A 14,232-nucleotide genomic window follows, 5' to 3' on the forward strand; every position below is an offset into this window, starting at 1 on the left:
GCAAAAACGCTTTTTTCTACCTCAATTTCAGCGTTACAATGGTCATGATGGCCAGCATAATGCCGATAATCCAGAAGCGGGTTACAATTTTTGCTTCGTGATAACCTTTCTTCTGATAATGGTGATGTAAAGGCGCCATCAGTAAAATTCTTCGTCCTTCTCCAAATCTCTTTTTGCTGTATTTGAAATAAGAAACCTGCATAATTACCGAAACCAATTCAATGAGAAATATGCCACAAAGGATTGGAATCAACAGTTCTTTCCGAATCATTATCGCAAATGAAGCAATGATTCCGCCGATGGCCAGACTTCCTGTATCGCCCATAAAAACCTGCGCAGGGTAAGAATTGTACCAAAGAAAACCCACACAAGCGCCAACAAAGGCGCCTGCAAAAATCATCAGCTCACCCGAGTTTGGAATGTACATAATGTTCAGGTAATCGGCGAAGCCAACGTTACCGGATACATAGGCCAAAATTCCAAGCGTTGTGCCAATAACAGCCGAGGTGCCGGTGGCTAGGCCATCAATTCCATCGGTAATGTTTGCTCCGTTTGAAACAGCGGTAATGATAAAAACCGTAAAAACCAGAAACATAAGGAAAGCGTATTTCTCGTAGCCTGTGCCTAAAAACTTAAGTACCTTGGCGTAATCAAATTCGTTGTTTTTATAAAACGGAATGTTTGTTTTAGTTGATTTGACATCCTGAGTATAGTAAAAGGTTTCACCCTTCTGGCGTAAAACCATTGGTGCGGCGTTAGTCGTTTTAACATTGTCCTGAACGGTTTGCCTAACTACAATATTTGGATTGTAATACATGGTCCAGCCTACAATTAAGCCCAGTCCAACCTGCCCAACAATTTTAAAACGACCTGCCAACCCTTCTTTATTCTTCTTGAAAACTTTAATGTAATCGTCCAGAAAACCAATAGCGCCCATCCAGATGGTGGTGACAATCATCAGGATAACATAAACGTTTGTAATGTTTGCGAACAGTAAAGTCGGGATTAAAATGCCCAGCAAAATGATGATCCCACCCATTGTTGGTGTTCCCTGTTTCTGCATCTGGCCTTCAAGACCTAAATTTCTAACGGTTTCGCCAACCTGTTTTTTATGCAGGTAATCGATAAGCCTACGTCCGTAAACGGTTGTTATAATTAAAGAAAGAATAATGGAAACCGAGGCACGGAAGGTAATGTACTGGAACAGCCTTAATCCGGGAATATCGTAATGCTTATGCAGGTATTCAAACAATAAATATAACATTAGCTGAGAGGGTTTAATTGTTCAAGTAAAATTTCTTTATCATCAAAATGATTACGCACACCATTAATTTCCTGGTATTTTTCGTGCCCTTTACCGGCGATGAGAATAATATCTCCGCTTTGTGCCAGGTGGCAAGCTGTTTTTATTGCTTCCTTTCTATCCAAAATGGATATCGTTTTACGTTTATTTGTCGGCGACACACCAGCTTCCATTTCCTCGATAATGGTTTGAGGATTTTCTGTACGTGGGTTGTCAGAAGTCAGTATTACTTTATCACTCCAGTCGCAGGCAACCTGTGCCATTACCGGACGTTTGCTTTTGTCCCTGTCGCCGCCACAGCCAATTACCGTGATTACCTGTTCTGTTCCCTTCCTGATGTTTGCAATGGTGCTCAAAACGTTCTGCACCGCATCAGGAGTATGCGCATAATCAACAATACCGATAATTTTGTCGGGCGAAGTAATGTAATCAAAGCGACCCTCTGCACCCGTTAAACGACTTAAAAGTGTTAACACCTTTAATTTGTCCTGCTCCAGTAAAATTGCCGTGCCATACACTGCAAGTAAATTGTAAGCATTGAAAGAGCCAACGAGTTTGAAAAAAACATCTTCGTTATCGATATCTAAATGCAAACCACTAAACTGATTTTCCACTATCTTAGCCTTGAAATCGGCAAGCTGTTTCAAAGCATAGGATTTTTTGTGCGCTTTAGTGTTCTGAAGCATCACCATACCATTTTTATCATCGATATTGGTAAGTGCAAATGCCGTTTTAGGTAAGCCATCAAAAAACGCTTTTTTTGCTTTCAAATAAGCGTCGAAGGTTTTATGAAAGTCTAAGTGATCGTGTGTAAGATTCGAGAAGACGCCACCAGAAAAAGTAAGTCCTTCAATTCTATGCTGCGAAACCGCGTGCGAACTCACTTCCATAAAGCAGAAATCGCAACCCGCATCAACCATATCGCGAAGCAATCCGTTTAATGCTATCGGATTTGGCGTAGTGTGCGTGGCAGCCACAGCAAGCTCGTTTATATAATTTTCTACGGTAGAAATTAGGCCTGTTTTGTAACCCAAATCTTTAAACAGCTTAAATAAAATCGTTGCAATGGTTGTTTTCCCATTGGTTCCGGTTATCCCAATCAATTTTAAATCGGCAGAAGGGTTGCCGTAAAAATTGCCAGCCATGATGCCCAGGGCAACAGCGCTATTATCAACTTTTACATAGGTTACATCAAAATTGTCTATTTCCGGCAGGTTCTCGCAAACGATAACTTTTGCACCCTGCTCAACCGTCTGGTTAATAAAAAGGTGACCATCTGCAGCTGTACCTACGATAGCAAAGAAAACATCATCATTGGTTACTTTACGGGAATCAAAATTTAGGGCATTAACCGTTCTATCGGTTCTGCCAACCAATTCCTTTATCGTTACACCGTATAGTAAATCCTGTAATTGCATTTTAATTATTGAATTTTAATCCAACTGTATATCTATCTGCAGGCCTTTGCCCACTTTTGTTCCGGCTTGCACAGATTGTCTGATAACTTTGCCTGAGCCCGTAACCCGGGTTTTTACGCCCGCATTCCCCAAGAGATACAAGGCATCTTTTAAGCCCATGCCTGCCACATTCGGCATAACGCCTTTGCGCTCATTGTTTTCCTGAAAAATTGTGCCTGCACTGGTATCAATGGTATTGTAATATTCTGATTTTGATGCAAAGAGCGGTTTAAAACCGAAAGCTTTGTATACCTTCTGCGTGGCTTTGCTTTGTCCGGCTTTTGTTGGCGGATTGCCTGTATTACCCACCAAACGGGTAGGAACATCATTATACATCTGCATGTCGCTGGCGTAAATCCTGTCGGCTATTTCCCTAAACACCGGACCGGAAACCAAGGCTCCATAGTAAGCGCCTTTTGGATCGTTAATAACCACAATCATGGAGTATTTTGGTTTATCAGCAGGAAAATACCCCACAAAAGATGCCTGGTATTGCTTATTTGCCCTATAGCCTTTGTTGGCATCCGCTACCTGAGCAGTACCCGTTTTGCCGGCGATTTTATACAGCGGGTTGTAAACAATTTGCTTACCGCTGCCTTCTGTAACCACACCCTCAAGCATCTTTTTTATCTTACTTAAGGTAACCTCAGAACAAATCTGCTCATTAATTACCCTGGCTTTAAATTGCTCGATAGGATTGCCCAACCTTCTTATTTCTTTAACAAAAATCGGCGCCACATATTTACCATTGTTGGCTACAGCATTATAAAATGATAACATTTTAAGTGGTGTTAACTGCATTTCGTAACCATAGGCCATTTGTGGAAGCGTCATTTTCCCCCAGCTTTTGTTGTTTGGATTTTTAACAACAGGTTTTGCCTCACCGGGAATTTGAAGCTCAAGCTTTTGGTTTAGGTGCCAATCGTAAAGGTGATCGGTAAACTTAGCAGGATTATCCCTGTAATTTGAATTAACCAAATAAGCGATTGCAGCATTTGAGGACTGTTCGAAGGCCTTTTTTACCGTAACTACACCAATACTTCCGTGCGAATCCTTAATCAGGTGGCCTGGAATTTGATAGTTACCTGTTGCAACCATTGTGTTGGTATCAACCAGTTTATCTTCAAGCAAAGCCATGTAAGAGGCAAGTTTAAATGTTGAACCCGGATCCTGATTACCGGCAATGGCATAGTTAAATTTTTCTTTATAAACACCCTCTTCAACTTTTGAGAAATTGGCAACCGCACGGATTTCGCCTGTGGCGACTTCCATAACAATAACAGCACCGTGATCAGCCTTGCTGGCAATAAGTTGCTTTTCTAAAGCACTCTGAGCCAAATCCTGCATGTTTACATCAATGGTCGAAATAATATCGGCGCCATCTTTCGGTGCAACTTCTTCTTCATCATTTACCGGCACATAAACACCACCTGCAATACGCTGCATTAAGCGCTTGCCGGTTTCACCGTTAATGTATTCGGTATACGCACCCTCCAAACCAACACCATTTTTAACGTTGGCATTTTTATAACCAATGGTACGGGCAGCAAGCGCCTGAAAAGGCAAGATGCGTTTGTTTTGCTGAACAGCAATTAAACCACCACTAAATTTACCGATATTATAAAGTGGAAACGTTCTGATGGTTTTTAAATCTGAATAGCCAACTTTACGGTGGATAAGCAAATACCTGGCACTATCCTGACGACCTTTGCGCAGCAGGCGTGAATATTCTTTCGCTGATTTATCTTTGAAAACCTCAGCAAGTTTCATTCCCAGGGAATCTACTTTTTCATTAAAAATTTTATCCTCAGCAATGCCACCGGCGAACATATCCATATGTAATTCATATTCGGGAACAGATGTTGCCAGCAAACTACCATCATTTGAGTAGATGTTGCCGCGGGTTGCCTCAACAGGCATGTAACGTGTAGAAAGACTATCAGCCATAGCTTTCCATTTATGTCCCTGTACAAACTGCACCTGGCCAAGGCGTAAAAACACCGCGAAAGCAAAGAGCACAATTAAGCCAAATGCCAGATATACACGAAGCAATATGTTTGCTCTAATATTCATCGCTTTTAACAATTATTTTTTTCGGTGGTTCAATTAATTCTTTTATTCCAAGGGTATCAACCTTTTTGGCAACCTCTGTCAATTTGCTTTTAAACATCAGGTCGGCCTTCAACGATTTATACTCCCAACGCAACTCTTTTACTTCTTTATTTAACTTATCAATGCGGCGCACATTATTCACCGCGAAATGGCTATTGGCGATATAAATCATACCCAAAAGCGCCAAAAAGCATAAAAACGGCAATGCATCTGTAGCCGCTTCTTTGGATATGACCCCTTCGGTAAAAAACTTACCGATAAATGATTCGCTGAACTTTTTATCGTCGTCTGATTTTACCTTCTCCGTTTTCACCTTCAACTCGGGCTCCGGACCTATCTCTTCTTCTTCTGGTCTGAACCTGTTCATATCTTTTCAGCTATTCTAAGTTTTGCACTTCGAGCCCTGTTATTGCTCGCTATCTCCTCTTCGCTGGCCATAATTGCCTTCCGGGTAAGCACATTGAACGGTTTTTGCTGGTTTCCGAAGAAGTCTTTTTCAACTTCGCCATGAAATTTGCCTTTTGCCATAAAGTTTTTAACCGGCCTGTCTTCCAGCGAATGGTAAGACATCACAACCAAATGCCCTCCAGGTTTCAGAACATCAGCGGCTTGCTCCAGAAAATTTTCAAGCACTTTTATTTCGGCATTCACCTCAATACGCAAAGCCTGAAAAACCTGCGCCAAATATTTATTTTCTTTTCCTTTGGGGATATATTCTGACACCGCAGCTTTGAAACTATCAATGTCTGTAAACGACTTTTCCAAACGGGCTGTAACCACAGCACGGGCTAGCGACTTCGCATTTTTTACTTCGCCGTAAATACCGAATATTTTATGAAGCTTGTCTTCCGAATAGCTGTTGAGTACTTCTGCAGCCGTCAAATTTCCATTCGGATCCATGCGCATATCTAAATCTGCATTGAAACGAATCGAAAAACCACGCTCAGGCACATCAAACTGATGGGAAGAAACACCTAAATCGGCAAGAATGCCGTCAACTTCTTTGAAACCATTGAGGCGAAGATTATTTTTTAGGAAACCAAAGTTTTGGTCGATAAAAATAAAGCGGTCATCAGCAGGGATATTCCTTTGTGCATCAGGATCCTGATCGAAAGCAATTAACCTGCCTTTTGGACCAAGGTGCTTTAAAATCTCCTTCGAATGCCCGCCCCCACCAAAGGTTACATCAACATAAACACCGTCGGGCTTAATGTTTAAGCCATCAATACATGGTTGCAGCATTACCGGAACGTGGTAATTATATTCCATCCACGCCTCCCTTCTTATCAACCATTACTTTTTGAGCAAGTGCTGCAAAATTCGCCGGTGTGCTGTCTAGTGTATCTTCATACGATTGCTTATCCCAAACTTCTATGCGATCTAGCTGGCAGGCTAACATAATATCTGCACCTATGCCGGCATATTCAGTTAATGATTTCGGTAGAAGCACGCGGCCAGCAGCATCCAGACTTAACTCAGTTGCGCCACGCGTAAATGCCCTGATGAACTTTCTATTTTCTTCATCATACACATTTAAATCACTAAGCTTTTCTACGATTTTATCCCAAACACTCTTTGGGTAAATGACTAAATTCTTCTCAAAACCACGGTTAACAACCAAGCCTTCCCGCTCCACATCAGGCAATTGCTTCTTAAGCGCAGAAGGAACCGATAAGCGGCCTTTTGCGTCAAGTTTACAATCAAATTCTCCTAAAAGGTGGGTCATAGTGGTATCTACACTTTTTATGTAGTGTAAAAGTAAATAGTTCTACCACTTTTTACCACTTTTTACCACAAAAAAGTTTTCCACATATACTTTCTCCCACTTTGCCCCCAAAACGGACAGAAAAGAAAGGTTTAAAATAGCTATAAAAACTGCTTAATCACTGGTAAAAAGCGAGTTAACTACAAATATTAGCATTATAAACAAAAATTATTTTTCGCCTCATCATTTTATCATTTTCAGGATCAACAGCTCAAAGCTAAGCACATTATATGCCCTTTTGGAGGAAATTTTACTCACAAACTGGCAATTCTCAAAGCTTACCCTATTAAATTACGCGACTGCAGTCGCCATCAACCTTTTCAACGATAACATTTATTGTATTAAATTTAACTAAATTAGGGCTAATTAACTATTAACCAAACAATTAAAATTATATGAAAAGAAATTTATTCCTCCGGTCTATTGCGGCACTGTTACCGTTGTCGGTACTACCAATAAGAGATTTTGCTTTTGTGAGCGCGCCACGGAAACTTGGGAAAGGTTTTCAGGTAAAAGCGAATACTGATAGGTTTGGCAAACCGATTACCCTTTTTGAAGGCGACACCTTTTACACAAAAGTTTCATCAAAAGATACAAATGGCGACTTGTATATGTTTGAGTCGACCAGGTTGAAAAAAGGCGGCCCCATTGCCCACTTCCATTATTCGCAGGATGAAGTTTGGTTTATAACCGAAGGAGAATTTACAATAAAAGTAGGCGATGAAGTTTATCAGGCAAAGCCGGGAGATACCGTATTTGGCCGGAGAGGCGTTCCGCACTCATTTTCGAAAACAAGCGAAGGCCCTGCAAAAATGATAATTACCTTTCAGCCAGCGGGAAAAATGGAAGAATTTTTTATCGCCGTTGCTGCCGGCATTATGAAAAACACCACGCCCGAACAACAGGAAACCATCAGGCGTGCGCATGGGTTTGAATCTACAGGAGACGGCATTGGCTATTTAAAAAAATTTTAAGGCCGTCTTTCGAAAAATTACCTTCCCAACCGCCAGCAAGGTCTTCTTTCACAACAAAATTATCAGTTCTTTCTAAACATTTTGGGCGCTCGTTGCAGGATAAACCAACTTTATGTCACCCGGATTGTTAGCCTTTGTAAATAAACATCATGAAAGAACAACACGTAAAAAAAGCAGCAAAATTTATGCTCGGCGCAGGACTAATTTTTGCTGGTATTGGCCACCTGAGCTTCGCGAGAAAAGAATTTCAGGCTCAGGTACCAAACTGGGTTCCGTTAGACAAAGATGATACTGTTGTACAATCGGGTTTGGTGGAAATTGCGTTGGGAACTGCACTAATATTGTCCCCGAAAAGACATGAGCAAACAATAGGAAAGATTGCCGCGGGCCTGTTTATTGCAGTTTTTCCGGGAAACCTAGCTCAATATGCAAACAAAAGAAGTGCCTTTGGTTTGAACACTGATGGCAAAAGATTTACGAGATTGCTTTTCCAGCCGGCACTGGTTTACTGGGCATTAAAGAGTACCAACAATTTGAAATAGGGCAAATTAAACGCCGTCTGGAGTGTTGAAATAGTCCAGTACGAAAACGTAGGGCAGCGTTATTTTTCTTGCATTATAAAGGAAAGAAAGTTTAAAAATATGTTTGGACGATTGTGTTGCGCCGTAAACAATTGAAAAACGGTCGAAATCTTTTGGTTTAATTCCCCTTGATATTGGCGAGCTCAACGCATAAGCCTCGCCCGAGGGTTTAAATTTCAAAGTGTAAGCTTCCCCTTCAGGCATCGCAGCGCCATAACCAGAGGAAATCTCAAACGGAGTCTGAAACTTTAGCTGTTTTTCCTTCCCATCGCTGTCCTGGTAAGAAACGGTTCCATAGGCCATCCCACCAGCATCAAATCTGCCAACCAGTTTCTTGAATTTCCTGGTTTCAGGGTCGTTCGGATTGCTTAAATCGGCATTTCCACCTAGTTCAAAGGCTTCCGGTGGAATACCGTACGGCTTTAACAGCGCTGGCAGGTCGATATTGATGGAGCGCTTTTCCTGGCTAGGCTGGTCAAGTTCCCTCCAGTTTATTACCCGTTTTAGTGCCTGATATTGGTAATGGTTTTTGTATGGCCCTTCAAGCCACTGCCTATAATCCTTTTTAGCAAGAATATCGAAATCAATTCTGACATTAGTAGCCGTGCCCCACCCAACATTCAAAAAAGTAATGGCACCGAGGCCACTTGGAACAATTAAAGCGCTATTGTCTGGCAGGCTTTTAGACACGGCTAACTGGATTTCATTCATGAAAATAGCTTCATCAGAATTGTTTGCCAGCTTAAAATCAAATTGCGGGTAGTTTATGCACCAGAAATCATTTGATGCAGTTATCACGCTATGCGAACTCAGCAGCGAAAGTGTTTTCGAAGCGGGTTTTACAAAGATGGTATCGCCCTTGCCTGAAAAGGTATAACTTACGGTATCAGAATATGGGAAATCAGGATTTGTTTTGTTCGGATTTATTAGGGAAACGTTTACGTTTAAATCTCCGAAATTTACCGACAAAGCATTGCTGCTCAAATTGCTGTTGCTCTTAATTATCGTTTGGGTTTTGAGGTAAAACTCTACCTTATTATTGGTTAATGCATTGATTGTAATCGTTGTATCGATGGCAGATTTGTATTTGAATATTAACTTAACTGGAGCTTGCAACTGCTGAGCCAGATATTCTACATTAATAGCGCCGTATGTATCTGTAAAAGCAGATTTACCCAAGGCAGGAAAGACGACTTCCACATCTTTAGTTAACTGATTATCGACATAAACGATGGCCCTGAAATTTTTTGAACTGCAATCGCTTTCTTCTTTCCAGCCGGCAGGATTAACCAGATAAACAAACACAACCACCGCTATTGAGCCGCCTGCGGTTACAAAATCGTTTTTTATATTAATTTTTCCTGGGATGCTGGCGGCAAAGGCACCCGCAGCAATCGCTATTACAATTCGAAAGGCGTTTTGCTGTGGATTGGTAGGACAAGGAATGAAAATAAATATCAGCAAAACCGCAATGAGCAGTACTGTTCCGCTGATAATAGAGTACCACTTTGTAGAGAAAAATTTCATGGGGATGAATTAATTAGTGAAAATGAGCGATGGGCTTCAAAAACTAAATAGCGGAACAGAACAGACACAAGATACTACAAATTAGGCATTTACGTCTACATTATCGCTAAAATAATTTGTGAAGTCAATTGCCCTTTTAAGTAAAGATTTAGATTTTTAAAACTGAGGAAGGCAGTAATAAATTATATTTGAAAAATTACAGGCAAGTCTATGGCAAAAAACAGGAATACGATAAAAATGGAGGAAATATCTTTCAGGCAGCGGTTATTATCCTTCAAAAATCTACCTGTTTTTTTTAAGATGGTATGGCAAAGCAGTCCACAAAAAACTTTAATAAGTTTAATTCTGCGCATTTTCAGATCTGCAATGCCTGTCGCCCTTTTGTATACGGGCAAACTTATTATCGATCAGGTGGTGGCTTTAAATTCAGGCGCTGCTAATGGCGACTCGACGCGTTTATGGGAACTGGTTGGACTTGAATTTGGGCTGGCAGTACTAACTGATGGCCTGAACAGAATGATTAACTTAACGGATAGTTTGCTTGGCGATCTTTTCTCCAATCATACGTCAATGCGCATAATGCGCCATGCCACTGAGCTCGATTTAGACCAGTTTGAAGATTCTGTTTTCTATGATAAACTCGAACGGGCAAGACAACAAACCGTAGGCAGAACAATTTTACTTTCGCAGGTAATGAGCCAGGTTCAGGATTTTATTTCAATGGCATTCCTGTTAACTGGTTTAATTGCTTTTAATCCGTGGCTGATTTTGATGTTGTTGCTGGCTATAATTCCCTCCTTTCTGGGCGAATCATATTTCAACAGCAGAAATTACGCACTTTCCAGAAGTCAGACACCCGAGCGCAGGGAGCTCGATTATATACGTTACCTGGGTGCAAGTGATGAAACTGCAAAAGAGGTCAAGGTATTCGGTTTGTCTGACTTCATCATCAACCGTTTCAAAACCTTATCTGATAAATTCTATTCTGACAATAGCAAATTAGCCTTAAGTCGTTCGGGATGGGGAACGCTTTTTTCGATAATGGGCACCATCGGTTATTACGGCGCTTATGGGTTCATCATTTACCAAACCATTAATGGAAAAGCTTCAATTGGAAGTCTTACCTTTTTAGCAGGTTCTTTTCGCCAGTTGAGCAGCTTAATGGAAACCATGCTGTCCCGTTTCACAATGGTTTCTCAGGGCGCTATTTACCTGAATGATTTCATTGAGTTTTTTCAGATAAAACCAAAAATTACGCAGCCAGAAAAGCCGCTTCCTTTCCCCAATCCAATAAGGGAGGGGTTTGTGTTTGAAAACGTGGGTTTTCAATATCGTGGAGCACCAAAATATGCCTGCAGGAATCTGACGTTTACCCTTCGACCCGGAGAAAAGCTTGCGCTTGTCGGCGAAAATGGAGCTGGCAAAACCACACTTGTAAAATTATTATCTCGGCTTTACGACCCAACCGAAGGCCGGATTCTATTGGATGGGCAGGATTTAAGAAATTATGATTTGAATGAGCTGCGCCACAACATGGGCATCATTTTTCAGGATTACATTCGATATCAAATGACATTTGCTCAAAACATAGCCGTTGGAAACATCGGTGAAATTGGCAACATGGACCTCATTTCTACAGCGGCACAACAGAGTTTGGCCGATTTACTCGTGGCTAAATTCCCACTCGGGTACGAGCAATCTTTAGGAAGAAAATTTAATGACGGCGTGGAATTATCGGGCGGAGAATGGCAAAAAGTAGCACTCGCGAGGGCATACATGAAAAATGCCCAGGTACTGATTTTAGACGAACCGACATCGGCGCTGGATGCCCGGGCAGAATATGAAGTTTTTCAACGATTTGCTGAACTCACGATAGGAAAATCAGCTGTGCTTATTTCGCACCGTTTCTCTACAGCTAGGCTGGCGGATAGGATTTTAGTATTGGAAAAAGGGATGATTCTCGAATCAGGAACGCATGCCGAATTACTCGAAAAACGAGGAAGATACGCGGAATTGTTCAATCTGCAGGCAATGGGTTACCAGTAAAAAAGATTCCATTAAAAATTTCATACGCAATCATTTTCACTTAGCAGAGCGCTAAACTACGTTTAACACAACAATTTCAAATTTCGCATAGCGACGCAATTTGCTTAGTCAATTTTCACGCCTTTCCAAAAAGCCACATAACCTTTTATTTCCTTTGCGGCATCTTTAGGATTTGGGTAATACCAGGCTGCATCTTCATTTTTCTGACCATCTACTGTCAGCGTGTAGTATGATGCCTCTCCTTTCCAGGGACAAACCGTATGTTTATCTGAAGCCTGAAAAAAAGATTTGTTTATAGATGCAGGTGGAAAGTAATGATTGTTTTCAATTACAATGGTCTCATCACTTTCTGCCAATACCTGATTATTCCATGTCGCTTTCATAATTTTATGTTCTTGCTGGGAATAACCGTAAACGCTCGATTTTGTTTCAATGCTGTGCGCATATTTAAAGGTTTGAAATAGTCAGACTGAAAAAATGAACAAAATTTTCGTGCGAACGGTTTAGGTTTTAAAAGCTTAAGCGATATATATGAACCAACTAAAGGTTTAACAACAGCGTACGATGCCGAAGGGCAAACTGTTCGTCAGGAGGACGTATTGGCAAACAAACCTACGCCGGTGTACGATTTTATGGATAACAATGTTATTTACCTGACCGACTACCGCAATTATAACCGGGAAAGCAGAATAATATAAATCGGTAACAAAAAAGACCAGAAACGAATGCAACTGGTCTTTCTTGCTGAAATTATGATTTCATTTATTCATTTATGGCCTTTACGCCCGGTAATTCTTTACCTTCCATGTACTCAAGTAAAGCGCCACCGCCCGTAGAAACGTAACTAACTTCGTCTTCCAAACCAAATTTTGCAATGGCTGCAGCAGAATCTCCGCCGCCGATTAATGAAAATGCACCGTTATCTTTAGTTGCCGCAACAACTGCCTCAGCAACTGCTTTGGTGCCAAGCTCAAAATTTTCCATTTCGAAAACACCCATCGGGCCATTCCACAGTAAGGTTTTGGAGTTTTTTATAACATCCTGAAATAAAGCAACTGATTTCGGACCGATATCCAATCCCATCCAATCTGCAGGAATCTGACCAGAAGTGACATCTTTTTTATCCGCATCATTAGCAAATTTATCAGCGATTACGGTATCAACAGGTAGAATTAAATTAACGCCTTTTGCTTTGGCTTTTTCGATGAGTTCGAGTGAAAGCTCCTGTTTGTCGGCTTCTAAAAGCGAAGTGCCAATTTCGCCGCCCTGTGCCTTCGCAAAGGTGTACGCCATTCCACCACCAATAATAAGGTTATCAACTTTATCCAATAACTTTTCAATTAAAAGAATTTTGTCAGAAACCTTCGCACCGCCCATAATGGCTGTAAATGGCCGCTCAGGATGATTTAGTACCTTTTCCGCATTCTCCAGTTCAGATGCCATTAAATAACCAAAATACTTTGCATCTGGAAAAAACTGAGCTATAACTGCTGTTGATGCATGTGCCCGGTGTGCTGTACCGAAAGCGTCGTTTACATAAACATCGCCTAATGCTGCTAATTTTTCAGCAAAAGCAACATCACCTTTTTCTTCCTCTTTGTAAAAACGAAGGTTTTCCAATAGCAACACTTCACCAGGTGCTAAATTTTTAGCCTCGTTTACTGCAGATTCACCGATGCAATCGTCGGCAAATTTTGCATCCAGACCCAACATTGAAGATAAATCGCCAAGTATATGCTTTAAAGAGTATTTGTCAGTCGGGCCATCTTTTGGGCGACCCAGGTGCGACATCAAAATTACGGCACCTCCATCAGCTAAAATCTTTTTGATGGTTGGAAGTGCGGCCCGCATTCTTTTATCATCCGTAATTTTAAAATTATCATCCAAAGGAACATTGAAATCTACTCTGATTAGCGCTTTTTTATCTTTAAAGTTAAACTGGTCTACTGTTTTCATGTTAATTATTTTGATTTAAGTTTAATTTCATTTCATAATGGAACCCGATTCCAGGTATATCAAACTCGGGCGACTCCGTTTCGAAGCCTATTTTTTTATAAAATCCCGCAGCTGAAGAACGGGCATTGCACCACAAATAGGCGGTGTTGTATTCTTTTAAGTATTCAATCGCAAAATCTATTAGCGCCTTCCCATACCCTTTTCCATTATAATCGGGATGAGTTGCCATGCCCCGAAGCTGGTAGCCTTCGCCTGCATTTTCGAAAAAATCGTTACGCATAAAGCTGGCAACAGATTTAATATCGCCACCAAGCGCATAACCGAGATGAAAGGTATCATAAGCATCATCACCCTGAAAAACGCAGTGTTCAAAGGATTTTCCGTTTCTTAAAACCAGACTTCTTAAGGAAAGAACCTCTGCTGCCGAGATAAATTTTACCATTAATATAACTTTTAAAGGATGTTTCAAAGTTATGCAAACGTTCCCGTAAATTTTCTTCGTTTTTTTAAT

General features: G+C 41.0%; 13 protein-coding genes. 3 read left to right on the top strand and 10 right to left on the bottom strand.

The features are described from left to right. Nucleotides 1-16: 16 nt before the first annotated feature. From mraY to mraZ, 6 genes are read right to left on the bottom strand one after another with little or no spacing between them, the layout of a single operon-like run. On the bottom strand, nt 17-1,264 hold the full coding sequence (gene mraY, locus ASG14_RS12880; RefSeq protein WP_056871448.1) for a phospho-N-acetylmuramoyl-pentapeptide-transferase: 1,248 nt from the start codon (nt 1,262-1,264) through the stop codon (nt 17-19). Continuing rightward, nucleotides 1,264-2,721 (bottom strand): UDP-N-acetylmuramoyl-L-alanyl-D-glutamate--2,6-diaminopimelate ligase, encoded by a 1,458-nt coding sequence (locus tag ASG14_RS12885; RefSeq protein WP_056871449.1) that lies wholly within the window; start codon nt 2,719-2,721, stop codon nt 1,264-1,266. Before ASG14_RS12885 ends, mraY begins: the two co-directional genes overlap by 1 nt. A gap of 15 nt (nt 2,722-2,736) precedes the next feature. Further along, complete coding sequence (locus tag ASG14_RS12890; RefSeq protein WP_056871450.1) at nt 2,737-4,833, bottom strand: penicillin-binding protein; 2,097 nt, start codon at nt 4,831-4,833, stop codon at nt 2,737-2,739. Further along, nucleotides 4,823-5,239, bottom strand: coding sequence for an FtsL-like putative cell division protein (locus ASG14_RS12895; protein ID WP_056871451.1), 417 nt, complete (start codon nt 5,237-5,239; stop codon nt 4,823-4,825). The genes ASG14_RS12890 and ASG14_RS12895 overlap by 11 nt, the downstream gene beginning before the upstream one ends. Next, nucleotides 5,236-6,141, bottom strand: coding sequence for a 16S rRNA (cytosine(1402)-N(4))-methyltransferase RsmH (rsmH, locus tag ASG14_RS12900; protein WP_056871452.1), 906 nt, complete (start codon nt 6,139-6,141; stop codon nt 5,236-5,238). The genes ASG14_RS12895 and rsmH overlap by 4 nt, the downstream gene beginning before the upstream one ends. Then, on the bottom strand, nt 6,131-6,598 hold the full coding sequence (gene mraZ / locus ASG14_RS12905; RefSeq protein WP_056871453.1) for a division/cell wall cluster transcriptional repressor MraZ: 468 nt from the start codon (nt 6,596-6,598) through the stop codon (nt 6,131-6,133). Before mraZ ends, rsmH begins: the two co-directional genes overlap by 11 nt. Before the next feature lie 434 nt (nt 6,599-7,032). On the opposite strand from mraZ, the gene ASG14_RS12910 reads away from it, so the two are divergent. Together ASG14_RS12910 and ASG14_RS12915 are read left to right on the top strand one after the other, a co-directional pair. Further along, a complete protein-coding gene (locus ASG14_RS12910) occupies nt 7,033-7,611 on the top strand; it encodes a cupin domain-containing protein (protein ID WP_056871454.1) in 579 nt (192 codons plus the stop codon). Nucleotides 7,612-7,760: 149 nt separating this feature from the next. Next, a complete protein-coding gene (locus ASG14_RS12915; RefSeq protein ID WP_056871455.1) occupies nt 7,761-8,153 on the top strand; it encodes a hypothetical protein in 393 nt (130 codons plus the stop codon). Between the two features lie 6 nt (nt 8,154-8,159). On the opposite strand, the gene ASG14_RS12920 is transcribed toward ASG14_RS12915, so the two are convergent. Further along, on the bottom strand, nt 8,160-9,719 hold the full coding sequence (locus tag ASG14_RS12920; RefSeq protein WP_056871456.1) for a hypothetical protein: 1,560 nt from the start codon (nt 9,717-9,719) through the stop codon (nt 8,160-8,162). A 210-nt stretch (nt 9,720-9,929) separates the two neighbouring features. Between ASG14_RS12920 and ASG14_RS12925 the strand changes: the two genes are divergently transcribed. Then, a complete protein-coding gene (locus tag ASG14_RS12925; RefSeq protein WP_056871457.1) occupies nt 9,930-11,765 on the top strand; it encodes an ABC transporter ATP-binding protein in 1,836 nt (611 codons plus the stop codon). A 104-nt stretch (nt 11,766-11,869) separates the two neighbouring features. Here ASG14_RS12925 and ASG14_RS12930 read toward each other — a convergent pair whose 3' ends face one another. From ASG14_RS12930 to ASG14_RS12940, 3 genes are all read right to left on the bottom strand, one after another. Next, nucleotides 11,870-12,148: a DUF427 domain-containing protein gene (locus ASG14_RS12930; protein WP_200940339.1), complete on the bottom strand. Its 279-nt coding sequence runs from the start codon at nt 12,146-12,148 to the stop codon at nt 11,870-11,872. A 379-nt stretch (nt 12,149-12,527) separates the two neighbouring features. After that, nucleotides 12,528-13,721, bottom strand: a complete 1,194-nt coding sequence (gene pgk, locus ASG14_RS12935) for a phosphoglycerate kinase (RefSeq protein WP_056871459.1) — start codon at nt 13,719-13,721, stop codon at nt 12,528-12,530. Nucleotide 13,722: 1 nt separating this feature from the next. Then, complete coding sequence (locus ASG14_RS12940; protein ID WP_056871460.1) at nt 13,723-14,163, bottom strand: GNAT family N-acetyltransferase; 441 nt, start codon at nt 14,161-14,163, stop codon at nt 13,723-13,725. Between the last annotated feature and the right edge of the window lie 69 nt (nt 14,164-14,232).

Source organism: Pedobacter sp. Leaf194 (assembly GCF_001423945.1).
Classification (GTDB): Bacteria; Bacteroidota; Bacteroidia; order Sphingobacteriales; family Sphingobacteriaceae; genus Pedobacter.

Bases quoted from the DNA above. Each gene is read 5' to 3' on its own strand.
- ASG14_RS12885 (WP_056871449.1), bottom strand. From the start codon at position 2,721: ATGCAATTACAGGATTTACTATACGGTGTAACGATAAAGGAATTGGTT.
- ASG14_RS12940 (WP_056871460.1), bottom strand. From the start codon at position 14,163: ATGGTAAAATTTATCTCGGCAGCAGAGGTTCTTTCCTTAAGAAGTCTG.
- pgk (WP_056871459.1), bottom strand. From the start codon at position 13,721: ATGAAAACAGTAGACCAGTTTAACTTTAAAGATAAAAAAGCGCTAATC.
- ASG14_RS12890 (WP_056871450.1), bottom strand. From the start codon at position 4,833: ATGAATATTAGAGCAAACATATTGCTTCGTGTATATCTGGCATTTGGC.
- ASG14_RS12895 (WP_056871451.1), bottom strand. From the start codon at position 5,239: ATGAACAGGTTCAGACCAGAAGAAGAAGAGATAGGTCCGGAGCCCGAG.
- ASG14_RS12915 (WP_056871455.1), top strand. From the start codon at position 7,761: ATGAAAGAACAACACGTAAAAAAAGCAGCAAAATTTATGCTCGGCGCA.
- mraY (WP_056871448.1), bottom strand. From the start codon at position 1,264: ATGTTATATTTATTGTTTGAATACCTGCATAAGCATTACGATATTCCC.
- rsmH (WP_056871452.1), bottom strand. From the start codon at position 6,141: ATGGAATATAATTACCACGTTCCGGTAATGCTGCAACCATGTATTGAT.
- ASG14_RS12930 (WP_200940339.1), bottom strand. From the start codon at position 12,148: ATGAAAGCGACATGGAATAATCAGGTATTGGCAGAAAGTGATGAGACC.
- ASG14_RS12920 (WP_056871456.1), bottom strand. From the start codon at position 9,719: ATGAAATTTTTCTCTACAAAGTGGTACTCTATTATCAGCGGAACAGTA.
- ASG14_RS12925 (WP_056871457.1), top strand. From the start codon at position 9,930: ATGGCAAAAAACAGGAATACGATAAAAATGGAGGAAATATCTTTCAGG.
- mraZ (WP_056871453.1), bottom strand. From the start codon at position 6,598: ATGACCCACCTTTTAGGAGAATTTGATTGTAAACTTGACGCAAAAGGC.
- ASG14_RS12910 (WP_056871454.1), top strand. From the start codon at position 7,033: ATGAAAAGAAATTTATTCCTCCGGTCTATTGCGGCACTGTTACCGTTG.